The 15,971-nt window shown below is 65.6% G+C and carries 16 protein-coding genes; 6 read left to right on the top strand and 10 right to left on the bottom strand.

The window, feature by feature from the left end; genetic code table 11:
- The first annotated feature begins 415 nt into the window (after window positions 1–415).
- Window positions 416–1,564, top strand: a complete 1,149-nt coding sequence (locus ACK5JE_RS04135; protein ID WP_416800432.1) for a MalY/PatB family protein — start codon at window positions 416–418, stop codon at window positions 1,562–1,564.
- A gap of 131 nt (window positions 1,565–1,695) precedes the next feature.
- On the opposite strand, the gene ACK5JE_RS04130 is transcribed toward ACK5JE_RS04135, so the two are convergent.
- The 5 genes from ACK5JE_RS04130 to ACK5JE_RS04110 form a co-directional block, all read right to left on the bottom strand.
- Window positions 1,696–1,905: a hypothetical protein gene (locus ACK5JE_RS04130; RefSeq protein ID WP_416800431.1), complete on the bottom strand. Its 210-nt coding sequence runs from the start codon at window positions 1,903–1,905 to the stop codon at window positions 1,696–1,698.
- Window positions 1,902–2,453: an RHS repeat-associated core domain-containing protein gene (locus tag ACK5JE_RS04125; RefSeq protein ID WP_416800430.1), complete on the bottom strand. Its 552-nt coding sequence runs from the start codon at window positions 2,451–2,453 to the stop codon at window positions 1,902–1,904. Before ACK5JE_RS04125 ends, ACK5JE_RS04130 begins: the two co-directional genes overlap by 4 nt.
- Window positions 2,454–2,484: 31 nt before the next feature.
- Window positions 2,485–3,474, bottom strand: a complete 990-nt coding sequence (locus tag ACK5JE_RS04120; RefSeq protein WP_416800429.1) for a transglutaminase family protein — start codon at window positions 3,472–3,474, stop codon at window positions 2,485–2,487.
- 148 nt (window positions 3,475–3,622) lie between these two features.
- Window positions 3,623–4,129, bottom strand: a complete 507-nt coding sequence (gene ssb / locus ACK5JE_RS04115; RefSeq protein ID WP_416800428.1) for a single-stranded DNA-binding protein — start codon at window positions 4,127–4,129, stop codon at window positions 3,623–3,625.
- A 1-nt stretch (window position 4,130) separates the two neighbouring features.
- A complete protein-coding gene (locus ACK5JE_RS04110; RefSeq protein ID WP_416800427.1) occupies window positions 4,131–5,486 on the bottom strand; it encodes an MFS transporter in 1,356 nt (451 codons plus the stop codon).
- A gap of 150 nt (window positions 5,487–5,636) precedes the next feature.
- Between ACK5JE_RS04110 and uvrA the strand changes: the two genes are divergently transcribed.
- The 3 genes from uvrA (at window position 5,637) to ACK5JE_RS04095 (ending at window position 11,127) form a co-directional block, all read left to right on the top strand.
- Window positions 5,637–8,474, top strand: a complete 2,838-nt coding sequence (uvrA, locus tag ACK5JE_RS04105; protein WP_416800426.1) for an excinuclease ABC subunit UvrA — start codon at window positions 5,637–5,639, stop codon at window positions 8,472–8,474.
- A 107-nt stretch (window positions 8,475–8,581) separates the two neighbouring features.
- Window positions 8,582–10,516: a GGDEF domain-containing protein gene (locus tag ACK5JE_RS04100; protein ID WP_416800425.1), complete on the top strand. Its 1,935-nt coding sequence runs from the start codon at window positions 8,582–8,584 to the stop codon at window positions 10,514–10,516.
- Window positions 10,399–11,127: an EAL domain-containing protein gene (locus tag ACK5JE_RS04095; protein ID WP_416800438.1), complete on the top strand. Its 729-nt coding sequence runs from the start codon at window positions 10,399–10,401 to the stop codon at window positions 11,125–11,127. Before ACK5JE_RS04100 ends, ACK5JE_RS04095 begins: the two co-directional genes overlap by 118 nt.
- A gap of 8 nt (window positions 11,128–11,135) precedes the next feature.
- Here ACK5JE_RS04095 and ACK5JE_RS04090 read toward each other — a convergent pair whose 3' ends face one another.
- The gene (locus tag ACK5JE_RS04090) at window positions 11,136–11,432 is read right to left on the bottom strand and encodes a ribbon-helix-helix domain-containing protein (protein ID WP_416800424.1); all 297 of its coding nucleotides are present in this window, start codon (window positions 11,430–11,432) and stop codon (window positions 11,136–11,138) included.
- A 117-nt stretch (window positions 11,433–11,549) separates the two neighbouring features.
- Between ACK5JE_RS04090 and ACK5JE_RS04085 the strand changes: the two genes are divergently transcribed.
- Complete coding sequence (locus tag ACK5JE_RS04085) at window positions 11,550–12,131, top strand: DJ-1/PfpI family protein (protein ID WP_416800423.1); 582 nt, start codon at window positions 11,550–11,552, stop codon at window positions 12,129–12,131.
- A gap of 146 nt (window positions 12,132–12,277) precedes the next feature.
- Complete coding sequence (locus tag ACK5JE_RS04080) at window positions 12,278–12,589, top strand: hypothetical protein (RefSeq protein ID WP_416800422.1); 312 nt, start codon at window positions 12,278–12,280, stop codon at window positions 12,587–12,589.
- Window positions 12,590–12,692: 103 nt separating this feature from the next.
- On the opposite strand, the gene ACK5JE_RS04075 is transcribed toward ACK5JE_RS04080, so the two are convergent.
- From ACK5JE_RS04075 to galE, 4 genes are all read right to left on the bottom strand, one after another.
- Window positions 12,693–12,995, bottom strand: a complete 303-nt coding sequence (locus ACK5JE_RS04075; protein ID WP_416800421.1) for a lipopolysaccharide assembly protein LapA domain-containing protein — start codon at window positions 12,993–12,995, stop codon at window positions 12,693–12,695.
- A complete protein-coding gene (locus tag ACK5JE_RS04070) occupies window positions 12,988–14,280 on the bottom strand; it encodes a cation:proton antiporter (protein ID WP_416800420.1) in 1,293 nt (430 codons plus the stop codon). Before ACK5JE_RS04070 ends, ACK5JE_RS04075 begins: the two co-directional genes overlap by 8 nt.
- A 24-nt stretch (window positions 14,281–14,304) precedes the next feature.
- Window positions 14,305–14,781 carry a MarR family winged helix-turn-helix transcriptional regulator gene (locus tag ACK5JE_RS04065; RefSeq protein ID WP_416800419.1) on the bottom strand — a complete coding sequence of 159 codons (477 nt, stop codon included), beginning with the start codon at window positions 14,779–14,781 and terminating at the stop codon, window positions 14,305–14,307.
- Window positions 14,782–14,849: 68 nt separating this feature from the next.
- Entirely contained in the window at window positions 14,850–15,869 is a 1,020-nt protein-coding gene (gene galE / locus ACK5JE_RS04060; protein WP_416800418.1) for a UDP-glucose 4-epimerase GalE, read from the bottom strand.
- Window positions 15,870–15,971 lie beyond the last annotated feature (102 nt).

Raw genomic sequence — 15,971 nt, 5'->3', positions numbered from 1 at the left:
CTGCCCCCCGAGGGGGCGGCGCTCATCCTTGGGACGGCCCGGCGGATGACCGGGCCCCCACGCTCGCGTCGCTCGCTGCCCCCCGAGGGGGCGGCGCTCATCCTTGGGACGGCCCGGCGGATGACCGGGCCCCCACGCTCGCGTCGCTCGCTGCCCCCCGAGGGGGGCGGACATCCTTGGGACGATCCGGCCAAGCACCAATGGCGGGTTGAAACCCGCCTTTCGCCCTGGCAAAGACGTCGCGATCATGGTCGTCGGGTCGGCGGCAAGCCGCCCACCCTGCCAACCTGCACCACGGCCACCGCCAACACCCACCGCGCCTGACGATTTTTTGGTCTTCCGGGCCCATGTGCGCGTGACACCGACGGCCCCACCTCCCTACACTCGGGCCATCCCGTCCACCCTCGCTCCGCCCATGACCACCCCGATCTTCGACTTCGACACCGTCATCGACCGCCGCGCCATCCCCGACGAAAAATGGGCGCGCTACGCCGGCCGCGACATCCTGCCCATGTGGGTGGCCGACATGGACTTCGCCACCCCGCAGCCCATCCTCGACGCGCTTCACGCACGCATCGACCAGAAGGTGTTCGGCTACGCCGGCCCCTGGCCATCGCTGACCGACACCGTCGTACATAGCCTCGAGCGCGATCACGGCTGGCGCATCGATGCCGACTGGCTGGTCTGGCTGCCCGGCGTGGTCACCGGTTTCAATGTCGCCTGCGCCATCGCCGGCGAGCCGGGCGACGGCGTGCTCACCGCCACGCCGGTGTACCCACCCTTTTTGCACGCGCCGGCCAACACCGGGCGCACGCTGCAGGCCGTCGCGCTGGTCGAGGAGGACAATCACTGGGGCTGGGACTGGGGCGCGGTCGACGCCGCTATCGACGCGCACACCCGCATGCTCCTGCTGTGCAACCCGCACAACCCGGTCGGTCGCGTGTTCACCCGCGACGAACTGACCGCCCTGGCCGAGCGCGCCGAGCGGCACGACCTCATCATCTGCTCCGACGACATCCACTGCGGCCTCGTGCTCGACGGCACCCACACCCCCCTCGCCGCGCTCGACGAGGCCATCGCCCGGCGCAGCATCACCCTCATGGCGCCGAGCAAGACCTGGAACATCGCCCCGCTCTACGCCAGCTTTGCCATCATCCCCGATGCGCGCCTGCGCAAGCGCTACCTGCACGCCATGCGCGGCCTCATCCCGCATCCCAATGTGCTCGGCCTGGTCGCCACGGAGGCCGCCTACCGCGACGGCGAACCCTGGCGCCGCGCGCTCATCGACTACCTGCGCGGCAACCGCGAGCGCGTCGTCGACGCCGTCGCCGCCCTGCCCGGCCTGCGCACCACCCGCCCCGAAGCCACGTATCTGGCCTGGATCGACTGCCGCGACGCCGGCCTCACCGACCCCGCCGCCTTCTTCGAAGACCACGGCGTCGGCCTCTCCGACGGTCGCCACTTCGGCGCCCCGCCGGGCTTCGTGCGCCTCAATTTCGGTTGCCCGCGCCAAACGCTGGACGAGGGATTGCGGCGGATGGCTGTGGCGATGGTTGCGCGTTGAGAACAAGGGAGCATCGATAACATACAAGTCCGGATGCAGCGCCGCGGAATCCGGGAGCACCGGCAAATCGCACTCGGTGCGCCATTGATCAATCCACGACCACCCCATATCTCCGGCCTTCGGCCGGCATATTAGGCAAGTGGCTCCAAGTTATCTTCGGGAACTTCGATGGCTGCTCCATCGCTTCGTTCGACCAGCACCAATATGGTGCCGATCGGTACTCGAAATTTTTCAGCCGTCTCTGCCGTGACAATCTCGCGGAATCCACAAACACTCCCAGTATAGTGCTGAGAGGTTTCAGGACAAACAATCCGTACTGAAGAGCCGTAGTCGTACTTCATGGTTTCACCGGTAGCCAAGGAGTCCCGTCCGAGTTCGTAACTCCCGGAACATGCGAATGAGGTTGCAGTGCGCGTGGATCTGCATGAGTGTTGGGGCTGTGAGGTCCATCCATTCGCATCCCAGTCGGATTTCCTTGCGGGTCTCTGACCTGCCGCCAAACCCCATCTTTTGAACCAGTTATGTATTCGCCTGGTTTGAGTGGGATAGCATTTCCTCTGCTATCGACGATTACGCGGTCAGGAGGGCAGAATCGGGGGGAAGCGCTGCCGCCGCTAGCTCCTCTGGACACTCCTATCGCACTGGAACCGCCTCCATATCCCCCAGCGCTTCGCCCTCCCCAAATGGGACCACCGGGCACATTGCTCCCGTTCGATTGCATGAGTCCCTGCGGGTCGTTGTAACTCAACGGATTCCCACCAACATAGCCGTAAGTATTACTCCCTCCCTGAAGCCCGATGGGATCCGATTGGATGTACCGGGCCTGAACCTCGCCGCCCACGCCGAGCAGCGAGACAACAACAGCCAGTAAAAACAAGAATTTATTCATGATGAGGCATCCACACAGAAAGTTTGGCCGGTCATTGATATGTTTCTGGCGGCATGCGCCAGCCCAGCGCCTCAGCCTTGCGTTGCCAGGCTAGAAGACTGCGCTCAAGTTCGACAAAGCGCGGACGCTCGGGGATGGGAATATCGTTGGGCGTGGGGTACTTTTCGACGAACTCTGTGGCCCACATGTAGTGGTAAGCGGCACGAAGCGCGAGCATTGCGCGCACGTCCCTCGGGTCGATCTCGAGCATCAGCCTGGCCAGGGCGATTCGGGCATCTGTCTGCCTCTGGTTCCTGTAATGGGCAAGCAGCACGTCGGCCAGGACACCAATGGCTTCCCGTTTTGTCAGCGGACGCATGTAAATTCCGTTGTTGATTGCCGCGTCGGTCATCGGTAGCTGTTTGCGCATCCAGAGGTCCCGCGTGACGCCCGCGCCGCTGGTCGTCTCGAGGTTGTAGAGCGCGCCGTCGTCATCCCTGAACTTGATGAAGATGTGCTCGGGCGCAGTAGCAAGACTCAGGTCGAGTCCTATCCGTTCTCCGAGTGCGAGAAACAGGATGGGCATCGAGACGCAGTTCCCTTTTCGGGAGTTCAGGTACGTGGGCAGTAGTTTGTTGCGGAGCACGCGACCAAACGGGTCGCCGAGGTCATAGCTGAAGCTGCGATGCTGATTCCAGGGGCCGGGCTGGTACACATAACGGCGGAGCACATCGAGCTTGACCCGGCTCGACGCCAATAGCGGGACTTGCCCCGCCAGTTCCACTGTCATTGCCTCGACACGCGCTACTTCAGCGTCGATGTCGATAGCGGGATCGATCATGCGATCAATGGTCAGTTTGATGCGCAGCAGATCGATTTGCGAATCGGGTAGCGCCGCCAGCTCGCGCAACGTTTGGAGGTGAAGCGCTGCGATTGTTGGCTTGGCGACTGCGTGCGCCGGCAGTAGAAGATACGCAATAGCCAGACAAGCTAATACCCATACGGACGCGGCAAGCGAACGTTTGAGACGAAATGGGGACATGGCATCACATCGTTAAAAAAATGACTCCTTCATCATAGACAAAAAACAACTATGTCATCAGCGTATTTTCCGCCGCGTACCAATGCAAAGAACGGAGCCACCTCAATGGCTCCGTTCCTATTGCTGACTACTTGCTGCTTATCCGGCCCTAGAACGGAATATCGTCGTCAAAATCCCCAAACCCACCGCCCGAGCCGCTGGCCGGTGCCGGCTTGTTGCCCCCACCTTGCTGCGGGCGCTGTTGCGGCGCCGGGCGGCTGGCCGGGCGCTGGTCGTAGCCGCCGTCGTCCATCGGTGCGTCGCCACCGCTGCCGCCACTGTCACGACCGCCGAGCATCTGCATTTCGGTGGCGCGGATCTCGGTGGTGTAGCGGTCCTGGCCGTTCTGGTCTTGCCATTTGCGGGTGCGCAACTGGCCCTCCACATAGATGGCGCGGCCTTTCTTGAGGTATTGCCCGACGATTTCGGCGAGCTTGCCGAAGAACACCACGCGGTGCCATTCGGTCGCCTCCTTCTTCTCGCCGGTCTGCTTGTCTTTCCAGGTGTCCGTGGTGGCGATGCTGACGTTGCAGATGGCGTCGCCGGACGGGGCGTAGCGGATCTCCGGGTCACGCCCCAGGTTGCCGACCAGAATCACTTTGTTGACCGATGCCATTTCAGACTTCTCCTCCGATGAGTTGGCGCAGGCGGGATTCGTCCCACCGGTCCAGATTGACTTTGAGATGCGCCATGCGCGCATCATGTTCGATGACCGCTTCGCGTACGCCGGGCAAATCGAGAATTTGCCGGCGTACGGCATCGATGTCTACCGTGGCGGCGATCGGGTAGCTGCGCGCGGCCACTTTGGGCGGCGGCAGCATGGTCATGGCCACACCCAGCCACAGCAGGGCCATGAGCGTCGTGACCACGAACACGCTGTCTGGCCCGAGATGCTGGCTCAACAAGCCGCCGAGCATGCCGCCGAGGAACAGGCCCAAGGCCTGGCTGGTGTTGTACACGCCCAGCGCCGCCCCCTTGGAGGCCGGCGGCGCGACGCGCGAGACCAGCGAGGGCAGCGTGGCTTCGAGAATATTGAAGGCGACGAAGAAGGCGACCAGCAGCACCGCCATCTGCCACACCTGCTCACGGCCGAACAGCAAACCGAGCTGGGTGAGCGAGAGCAGCGCGATGGCGGCCATGAAGATCGGTTTGAGGCGGTTCTTGCGCTCGGCCACGATGATGGCGGGGATCATCAGCGCGAAGCTGACCAGCACCGCCGGCAAATAGATTTTCCAGTGTTCGGCGACCGGCAGGTTACCGCGCGCCACCAGCGCCGCCGGCACCACCACGAACATGGCCATCTGCACCGTGTGCAGGGTGAAGATGCCGAGGTTGAGACGCAGCAACTGGGTGTCGCGCAGCACGCCGGCAAAACGCACCGGCTTGGCCTCGACCCGGGGCGGGTTGGGCACCACGCGGCGCAGCACCACGATAGCCAGCAGCGCGAGCCCGGCCGTCAGCCAGAAGATGCCGGCCATGCCGATGGCAGCGTACAGCACGGGCGCGGCGACCAGCGACACGGCAAAGACCAGCCCGATGCTGGAGCCGATCATGGCCATCACCTTGGTGCGATGTTGCTCGCGGGTGAGATCGGCGGCCAGCGCGGTGACGGCCGCGGATATGGCGCCGGAGCCCTGCAGGGCGCGGCCGGCGATGATCCACGGCAGGCTATGGGCCATCGCGGCCATCACCGAACCGGCGGCAAACAGCAGCAGGCCGAAGATGATCACCGGCTTGCGGCCGAAACGGTCGGAGGCGATGCCGAAGGGGATCTGGAAACACGCCTGGGTGAGCCCGTAGATACCCAGCGCCAGCCCCACCAGGGTGAGGTTGTCGCCGCCCGGCAGGCCGCGCGCATAGACCGCGAACACGGGCAGGATCAGGAACAGGCCGAGCATGCGCAGGCCAAAAATGCCTGCCAGCGACGCGCCGGTGCGCCGTTCGGCGGATGTCATGGTATCGGTATCGGCCATGGGGGACGAAACTTGGTCCGGGCGAAGTGAATTGCGTATATTAGCAGGTTGCGCCCGGCGGGCTGCAGTGCACGATCGACTGACAGGCTGGCCGGCGAGATCTCAATCGACCTGCCCTGGTGCAGCCCAAACTCGGTCACGAAGCCTGGCATGGACAACATTCGAATTCGCGGTGCACGCACCCACAATCTCAAGAACATCGACCTCGACCTGCCACGCAACCGGCTGACGGTGATCACCGGCCTGTCGGGCTCGGGCAAGTCCTCGCTGGCCTTCGACACGCTCTATGCCGAGGGGCAGCGCCGCTATGTAGAGTCGCTGTCGGCCTACGCGCGGCAGTTTCTGCAGTTGATGGAAAAACCGGATGTGGATCTCATCGAGGGCCTCAGCCCAGCGATCTCCATCGAGCAGAAGGCCACCAGCCACAACCCGCGCTCGACCGTGGGCACGGTCACCGAGATCCACGACTACCTGCGCCTGCTCTTCGCCCGCGCCGGCACGCCCTACTGCCCCGACCACCCCGAGCATGCGCTCGAGGCGCAGAGCGTGAGCCAGATGGTAGACCATGTGCTGGCGCTGCCCGAAGACACCAAGCTGATGATCCTCGCGCCGGTGGTGGCCAACCGCAAGGGTGAACAGGCCGACCTGCTCTCCGAGTTGCGCGCCCAGGGCTTCGTGCGGGTACGCATCGATGGCGAGGTGGTGGACCTCGACGCCGCCCCCAAGCTCGACAAGAACAAGCGCCACAGCATCGACGTGGTGGTCGACCGCCTCAAGGTGCGTACCGACGCCCGCCAGCGCCTTGCCGAGTCCTTCGAGACCGCGCTCACCCACGCTGAGGGCCGTGCCATCGCGCTGGAGATGGACAGCGGTGCCGAGCACCTGTTCTCGTCCCGCTTCGCCTGCCCGGTGTGCAGCTTCGCGCTGGCCGAACTGGAGCCGCGCCTGTTCTCCTTCAACAACCCGGCCGGCGCCTGCCCCAAGTGCGACGGCCTGGGCGCCATGGAGTTCTTCGACGCCCAGCGCGTGGTGGCGCATCCGGCGCTGTCGCTGGCCGGTGGCGCCATCCGCGGCTGGGACCGGCGCAACCAGTTCTACTACCAGATGCTCACCTCACTGGCCAAGCACTACCAGTTCGACATCGAGGCGCCCTTTGAGGACTTGCCCGAGGCGGTGCGACAGGTGGTGCTGCACGGCAGCGGCAAGACGGCGATCGCCTTCCGCTACCTGTCGGACAGCGGCCGCGCGGTGCTCAAGGAGCACCCCTTCGAAGGCATCATCCCCAATCTCGAGCGGCGCTATCGCGAGACCGATTCGCTGGCCGTGCGCGAGGAGCTGGCCAAGCTGCGCGGCACCCAGACCTGCCCGGTGTGCGCCGGCGCCCGCTTGCGTGCCGAGGCCCGCCACGTGCGCATCGGCACGCGCACGCTGCCCGAGCTGAGCCACCTGCCGCTGGCCGACTGCGCGCACTACTTCGAAACTCTGCAGCTGACCGGCCACCGCGCCCAGATCGCCGACAAGATCGTGCGCGAAGTCACCAACCGCCTGCACTTCCTGATCAACGTCGGCCTCGACTACCTCACCCTGCAGCGCTCGGCCGACACGCTCTCCGGCGGCGAGGCGCAGCGCATCCGCCTGGCGAGCCAGATCGGCTCGGGCCTGACCGGCGTGATGTACGTGCTCGACGAACCCTCCATCGGCCTGCACCAGCGCGACAACGACCGCCTGCTCGGCACGCTCAAGCGCCTGCGCGACATGGGCAATACGGTGATCGTGGTCGAGCACGACGAAGACGCCATCCGCGCCGCCGACCATGTGGTCGACATGGGCCCGGGTGCCGGTGCACATGGCGGCCAGGTGGTGGCCGAGGGGCTGCCGGAAGACATCCTCCACCACCCCGATTCGCTCACCGGCGCCTACCTGTCGGGGCGGCGATCGATCGCCATCCCGGCCCGGCGTGTCGCACCGCGTGAGGACCGCGAACTGGTGCTGCGCGGCTGCCGCGGTAATAACCTCAAGGGCGTCGACCTGCACCTGCCGGTGGGTCTGCTCACCTGCGTCACCGGGGTGTCCGGCTCGGGCAAGTCCACCCTGATCAACGACACCCTGTACGCCGTCGCGGCGCGCCATCTGTATGGCTCGAATGCCGAGCCGGCGGCGCACGACAGCGTCGACGGGCTGGCCTTCTTCGACAAGGTCATCAACGTCGACCAGTCGCCCATCGGCCGCACGCCGCGCTCCAACCCGGCCACCTACACCGGCCTACTGACGCCGATCCGAGAGCTGTTCGCCGGCGTACCCGAAGCGCGCACCCGCGGCTACGGGCCGGGGCGCTTCTCGTTCAACGTCAAGGGCGGGCGCTGCGAAGCCTGCCAGGGCGACGGCCTGATCAAGGTCGAGATGCATTTTTTGCCGGACATGTACGTGCCCTGCGATGTCTGCCACGGCAAGCGCTACAACCGCGAGACGCTCGACGTGCGCTACAAGGGCAAGACCATCCACGACGTGCTGGAGATGACCGTCTCACAGGCGCTGGAGTTCTTCGCGCCGGTGCCGGCGGTGGCGCGCAAGCTGCAGACGCTGGACGACGTGGGCCTGGGCTACATCGGCCTTGGCCAGAGCGCCACTACGCTGTCGGGCGGCGAGGCGCAGCGGGTCAAGCTGGCGCTGGAGCTGTCCAAGCGCGACACCGGCCGCACGCTGTACATCCTCGACGAGCCGACCACCGGCCTGCATTTCCAGGACATCGAAATGCTGCTGGCGGTGCTGCACCGGCTGCGCGACCACGGCAACACGGTGGTGGTGATCGAGCACAACCTCGACGTGATCAAGACCGCCGACTGGCTGATCGACCTCGGGCCGGAAGGCGGCAACGGCGGCGGCACCATTTTGGCCGCCGGCACCCCGGAGACCCTCGCCGCGACCCCCGGTAGCCACACCGGAACCTACCTCGCGCCCATACTGGCACGTATCGCACAAACCCCTTGAAATACCGCGCCCCCAGGCGGATGTAACGAAATATTTGATTCATCGCAAATTCATCCCACGGCCGGCCGGGTAGCGTTGAATCCCCGTTTCTCGCCCACGGCCGCACCATGAGCATCCGCCTCTTCATCCTGCTGACCTCGGCCTTGGTCGGGCTCGTTTTCGTCGGCGGAAGCTGGTATGCCGTTGGCAGCGGGTTCAACGAGACGCTGACCCGCCATGCCCGCCACCAGGCCGAGGAAAGCGCCCGCCTGACGCAGGCCATGCTCTATGAGGTGATGAACACCGGGTGGTATCCGGACCAGGCGCGCGCTTTCAACGCAGCCCTGCGCGCGAGCAACCCCGACACCACCATCCGCATCCACAACACGGCGGCGCCCGGCGCCACCCCGGCCGACCGCGCCGCCGATCCGCTGCTGCGCGACGTCCTCACCTCCGGTGAGCCGCGCGAACAGGCCGCCAACGGCAATCTGCGCAGCGTCTTCCCGCTCATCGCCGAAGCGCGCTGCCTGAGCTGCCACAACCTGGCACACGAAGGCCAGGTGCTCGGCGCCATCGAGGTGCGGGCACCGCTGTCGCAAGTGGTCTCCGAAGCCCTGTGGGCTTTCTTTTTCAGTGCCATGCCGAGCATCCTGCTGGGCATCGGCATCGCCGCGGGCGGCGTGTGGTGGGTCAGCCGCCGCATCGGACACAGCGTCGAAGCCGTCGAGCAACAGGTCAATACCATCGGCAGCATCGCCGACCTCAAGGCACTGAGCCATCCGACCGACACCCAGCCCTTTGCCGAAATCGTCCGCATCCAGCAGGCACTGGGCACGCTGGCCATGCGCCTGCGCTCGATCGCGGTAGACAAGGACATCCTGCTGTTCGAGATCGGGCTGCTCGAGAAATTCGTCATTACCTCCGAGGTCATCCGCGACTGGCGTGAATACGTCAATCAGTTGCTCACCGACATCAACGCGGTGATCGAAGTCCACGTGCTGTTCTCGGTGTTCCAGATCGACGACGAAGCCTTTGACGTGGAGGTGTTCTGGCACGGCCGGCCAACGGACACCCTGCGCACGATGATCGAGCAACAGATCGCCGATGCGGTGACGCATCACCCCCGGCTGTCCGGCCCGGCCGAGGTCACGCTGCGCCACCATCACGACAGCGAGTCCGCGCTATCGGCCGAGGTCGACGCCACCGAGCTGGCGCTCAAGGTCAAATCGCTGTTTGTCGAACAGCCCAAGATCGGTGGCATCGTCGGCATCGGCGTGCATGCCGACACCCTCACCGACCAGACCCACATGCTGGTCCTCGAGAGCATCCTGTCGACCCTGCTCAACGTCGTCGGCTCGATCAAGGCCATCCACAAATACACCCGCGATCTGGAGTACTACGCCACCCGCGATCCGCTCACCGGCCTCTACAACCAGCGCGTGTTCTGGGAACTGCTGGGCTATGAAGTCGGCCGCAGCCAGCGTCATTCGACGCCCTTCACCCTGCTACTGCTCGACCTCGACAACTTCAAGCTGATCAACGACCACTACGGCCACGCCTGTGGCGACCGCTTCCTGCAGCAGTTCGCTACCGGAGTCGGCGAGGCGCTGCGCCCGGGCGACATCTTCGCCCGCTACGGCGGCGACGAGTTCGTCGTGGTGCTGCCCGAGGCCGACATGGAGCAGGGCTACACGGTGGCGCAACGGGTGCTGGAGGTGGCACGCAGCGTGTCGATCGAAGCCAAGAACGGCGACCGCCTGCACGCCTCGGCATCGATCGGCGTGGCGGTCTATCCTGACCACGCGGCCGACCCGAAAGACCTCTTCCTGTTTGCCGACTCGATGATGTATCGCGCCAAGGCCGAAGGCAAGGAGCGGGTCCGCCTGCCCACCAACGCCGACGTGATGACCGTCTTCCGCGATCTGTCGGAATGGGCGTCGCCGTGCTGGCCGCGGTCGAAGAAAAACGCATCACCCCGTACTTCCAGCCGATCATGGGCATTGCCAACAAACGGGTGGCGGCGGTCGAAGTGCTCTCGCGCATGGAGATCAACGGCGAGGTGATTCGCGCCGACCAGTTCATCGAAATCGCCGAGGAGGTCGGTGTCATCCACCGGCTCGACGCCATCGTGATCGAGGCTGCGCTGGCCCAGGTGGCCGGCATCGGATACGACGGCTACCTGTTCTTCAACCTGTCGCCGCGCGCGCTGGTGTTGTCGGAATTCACCGCCACCTTGCGCAGCATCGTCGCCACCTCGGGCTTCCCGCCCGAGCGCATCGTGTTCGAGATCACCGAGCGCGACACCGTCAAGAACCTCAGCCTGATGCAGCGCTTCCTGTCCGAGCTGCGCTCGGAAGGCTTCAAGCTGGCCATCGACGACTTCGGCTCAGGCTTCTCCTCCTTCCACTACCTGCGCAACTTCACCTTCGACTTCCTCAAGATCGAAGGGGATTTCGTGGCCAACATGCTCCACAACGACCGTGACCAGGTCTTCGTGCGCAGCATCACTGCGTTGGCCCGCCAGCTCGACATCCAGGTTATCGCCGAATTTGTCGAGAACGCCGAGATCCTCACCCTGCTGGAGGAAATCGGCATCGACTATGCCCAGGGCTATCTCATTGGTCGCCCCTCGGCACAGCCGCCGGGCACACCCTGCCCCACACAGGCGGCCTGAGCCTGCCCTCAGGCCGCTTCGGCCGCCACCTCATCCGAGGCGCGCTCACCGCGGCTCAGATAGATGGTGCACGCCACCCGCAACAACGATGAAAAGTTGCTGACATCGCCATGCCGGGCCAGCTGCTCTTCGTGCAGCCTAGCGAGAAACTGCGGCAGGCTGAAACCCTCGGTAGCCGCCAACCGCTCGAGGATGTCCCAGAACTGGCGCTCCAGCGCCACACTGGTGACATGGCCGTTGAGGCGCACCGACCGCTTCACGGTTTCATAGTTGGCCGGGTCCTGCCCCGAATACAGATTGCACATGGCGACTCCTTGTAGCACCTCGCTACTACCCCAACGAACCGTCGACTCCCTACAGTGTAGTTGCCGCCGCGACGATGTCATCACCGCACGGCGCCCACCCTTCAGGAGGAGACCACAATGACACGCAAGATTCTGATACTGGCCGGCGATTTCGTCGAAGACTACGAACTGATGGTGCCCTTTCAGGCCCTGCTGGCCGTCGGCTACACCGTCCATGCCGTGTGTCCCGGCAAACAGGCTGGCGAGCAGATCGCCACGGCCATTCACGACTTCGAGGGCGACCAGACCTACAGCGAAAAGCGAGGCCACAACTTCACCCTCAACGCCAGCTTCGACGCCATCGACCCAGCCGACTACGACGGCCTGTGCATCCCCGGCGGACGAGCCCCCGAATACATCCGCCTCAACACCCGAGTGCTCGACATCGTGCGCCACTTCGACCAGGCCCGGAAGCCGATTGCCGCGGTGTGCCACGGGCTGCAGGTGCTGGCCGCGGCCGACGTGCTGCGCAGCAAGCACTGCACCGCCTACCCGGCCTGCGGGCCCGATGTGCGCGCCGCCGGTGGGCACTACGAAGAGATCGCGGTCGACAGCGCCATGACCGACGGCAACCTGGTGTCCGCCCCCGCCTGGCCGGCGCATCCGCAGTGGATCGCCCAGTTCCTGGCCCTGCTCGGCACCACCATTCACCACGCCTGAACGGCCAACCGCCCCGGCCGGCGCCCCCTGCCCGCCGGGCAGCGGGAAAGTGGCGCCGGCCCCGGGCACCTTGTGCTAGCTTCGACAGCTCGGTCGCCCCGCTGCGGGGCCGAACCCTGCCGATTTCCGCACCAAGGAGGCCCGTCATGCCGGATCCGACACCGTCTGTCGCCCACGACCCTCAGAGCCGCTATCTGCGCCGCGTCGAGCGTCGGCTCAAGGTGCTCGATACCCTCGAAAAAGCAGGCCTGGGCGTCTTCCTGCCGGCCGACAGCCAGCAGCGCAAGCATCACATCGAGTTGCTCGCCCGCCTCATCGCCCGCCTGAGCGAGCTGCCGCAGCTACCGCGCAGCAGCTTCGACGAGGCCGCCAAACTGCTCGAGGCGCGCTTCGAAGCCATGCAGAAGCTGCTGCCCAGCGACGTCCAGCACCGCAACCGCATCCGCCGCAACTGGTAACGCAGGCCACGCCAGCGCCTCGCGGCTGACACGCACCTCCAGCGCACCCATCAGCGCCGGCAAACGGATGCCCGCGGGAGTGGCGACAATTACGTCAGGGCCATCATTGCGGCGTCTCCGGCGGCTGGCGCGGGGGTGGCGGTGGCGTGGTGGATGAGGGCTTCGGCAAGGCGGCCGCCGCATCGAGTTGATGGCGCACCTGGCGCGCCTCACGGCGCGTGCGCAGGGTCCACGGCAGCATCGCCAGCACGCCGATCAGGCCACCGAGCGCAACGGCCCAGAGCAGTGCCATCGCCACCGAGGTCTGGATCCGCCAGACAACGAAACTCAACTCGATCGAATGGAAATTCTGCAGCATGAAGACCGCGGCGAGCACCACCGACACGGTCAGCAGGACATTACGCATCTTTGTTCTCCGGCACAGGCGGATCGATCGGCGGCACACTCAGCGGAGCCAACGCATCATGGGTGGCATCATCGGAGGCCCCGCCGCGACCGACACCGGGCACCTCGCCGCTGCGCTTGAGCGCGTATTCGGTCAGCACCGGGCCGATCGTCTCGAGGATGACGATGGCGCCGAGCACGATGGCCGACAAGGTGGCGGCAAACTCCGGATAGCGTGCCGCCGTCATCTGCGTCAGCCCGATCGCCATGCCGGCCATCGGCAGCAGGGTCAGCCCCGTCAGTGCCGACTGGCGCACGTTCATCCCACCGCGGGTCAGGATCATCACGCCCAGGCTCTTGCCCACGAAGCGGGCCAGCACGAAGGCGACGGCGGCGAAACCGGCCGAGCTCAGATCGGACAGATGCAGGCGCGCCCCTGCCACCACGAAGAGAATCACGAAGAAAATCTCGCCGCCGCTGCCGAAATCGACCGGCAGCACATGCGACTGGCGATCCAGATTGCGCGTCATCACGCCCAGCGCGAGCAGGCTCAGCAGCATCGAGCCATTGGCCAGCTGGGCGACGCCGACGGTGCCGACGATCATGCCGATCAGCAACGCGAACTGGGTGGTCTCCTCCTTCGGCAGCAGGCGCGCCAGTTGCAGCAGCAACCAGGAGAACACCCCAGCGATCCCCACCGACACGCCCAACACATAGAGCGGCTCGAGCACGGCGATCTCCCAGCCCGAGTTGTGCGCGTAGTGGATGAAGGGCAGCAGCGCGGTATAGGCAAGGAAGGAGAAGATGTTGTTCATCGCCACCAGCATCAGGCTGCGATCGGTCAACGGCCCCTTGGCGCCGAGTTCGCGCACCACCAGCAGCACCACCGCCGGTGAGGACGAAATGCCGATGGCGGCAGCCACCGCCGCCTGGATGGGCGCGATGTCGAACTGCATCAGGATCAGGAACACCGCGGCAAAGGCCAGGCCGGCCTCGGCCACCGCGGCAGCCAGCAACGGGCGCTCCCGCCAGGCCAGCGACAGGTCGAGCAGCCGCCCGAGCTGGAACAGGATCAGGCCGAGGGCGACATCGACGAAGACCTGCGCGCCGTCGAGCATCTCCGGGGTGACCAGTCCGGCCACGCTCGGGCCAAGAACAAAGCCGATGGCGATAAAGCCGGTGATGCGGGGCAGGAACCCGCTTCGATGCGCCAGTTCGCCGCCGACCAGACCGGCGAGCATGAGCAGCCCGAACAGGATGAAGCCGTTGACATCGGGCGGCCACGCGGGCAGGAACGGCCAGTTCATCGCAGTACGGTCGCGTTGGTTGGCTCAGAGATCGGAGAACGGCCGACCGGCAGCGTCTTCCTGCACCGCCATGCTCTTGGCCAGCGTGTGCAGATCGCCGCTCAGACGCAGCAACACGTCCTGTGGCAACCGGGCCAGCGCGTCGGGCAGCAGGCCGGCCACCGGCTCCGGCGCCTTGGCCAGCGTGTCGCTGCCGGCGTCGGTCAAATAGAGTTTGACCACACGCTGGTCGGCCTGCGAACGCTCGCGGCGCAGCAACCCGGCCTTTTCGGCCTTGGCCAGCAGGTTGCTGGCGGTCGACGGATGAATTGCCATGGCATCGGCCAGTTCGGTCACCCGCATGCCCGGCTGACGTGCCAGCAATGCCAGCGCCCATACCTGCGCGCCGCTGGCGCCGCAACGCCGCTCGATGCTCTGAAGGTGGTGGCGCACCGCCGCGTAGATGGCGCGGAACAGGCGAAGGGCTTCATGTGTTGTCGAACTGGAGACGGAGGTGCTCATGATTTACTTTTGTGCAAAACAAAACGCATCATAAGCGCAGGCCAAGGCAACGTCCAGTCCCCCGCCGCCTACCGGCCGTACCCGTCCGGGTTGCCCGACTGCCAGCGCCACGCATCGGCGCACATGTCGGCCAGGTCATGCTCGGCCCGCCACCCCAGCTCGGCCTCGGCCCGCGCCGGATCGGCATAGCACTGCGCGATGTCGCCGGCGCGGCGCGGCGCGATCCGGTAGGGCACCGGCCGGCCCGACGCCTGCTCAAAGGCCTTGACCACTTCCAGCACGCTGTAACCGCGCCCCGTGCCCAGGTTGAGCGTGAGCACACCGGCCCCCTGCATCAGCCGCTCAACGGCCCGCACATGACCGGCTGCCAGATCGACAACATGTATGTAGTCGCGCACGCCAGTGCCGTCGACGGTGGCGTAGTCGTCGCCAAACACGCTCAGCTCGGCCAGCTTGCCCACGGCCACCTGACTCACAAAGGGCATCAGATTGTTCGGGATGCCGTTGGGGTCTTCGCCGATCAGGCCGGACGGGTGGGCACCGACGGGATTGAAATAGCGCAGCAGGGCAATATCCCAATCAGCATCGGCGGCGGCCACATCTTGCAGGATGAACTCGAGCATCCACTTGGTGCGCCCATAGGGATTGGTCGGGCCGGTGGGGAAGTCTTCGCGGATCGGCACGCTGGCCGGGTCGCCGTACACGGTGGCCGACGAGCTGAAAACCATGCGCTTGACGCCGTGGGCCGCCATGACGTCGAGCAGCACCAGGGTGCCGGCCACATTGTTGTCATAGTAGGCATGGGGCTGCTGAACCGACTCGCCCACCGCCTTCAGCCCCGCGAAGTGAATCACCGCATCGATCCGATGGGTGGCAAACACCGCCGCCAGCGCATCGCGATTGCGGATATCGACGGCGTGGACCGCGTCGACGGTCCGACCGGCGATCTGCGCCACGCGCGCCAGCGCCTGCGGTTTGCTGTTGCTGTAGTTGTCGACCACCACCACCTGATGCCCGGCGGCCAGCAGCGCCACGCACGTGTGCGAGCCGATGTAACCGGCGCCGCCAGTGACGAGAATGCATGCCATGCCAAAATCTCCGCTATGAAGTGTCGGCCGGATGATACCCCGTCCGCGTGACAGGACATGTGAATGGCGTGAAAAAACCGCCCGCAGGCGGCCATGCCGTCG

It is taken from the genome of Castellaniella sp. (assembly GCF_047971665.1).
Lineage (GTDB): Bacteria > Pseudomonadota > Gammaproteobacteria > Burkholderiales > Burkholderiaceae_B > Castellaniella.
This window is presented reverse-complemented; position numbering and strand designations above follow the sequence as displayed.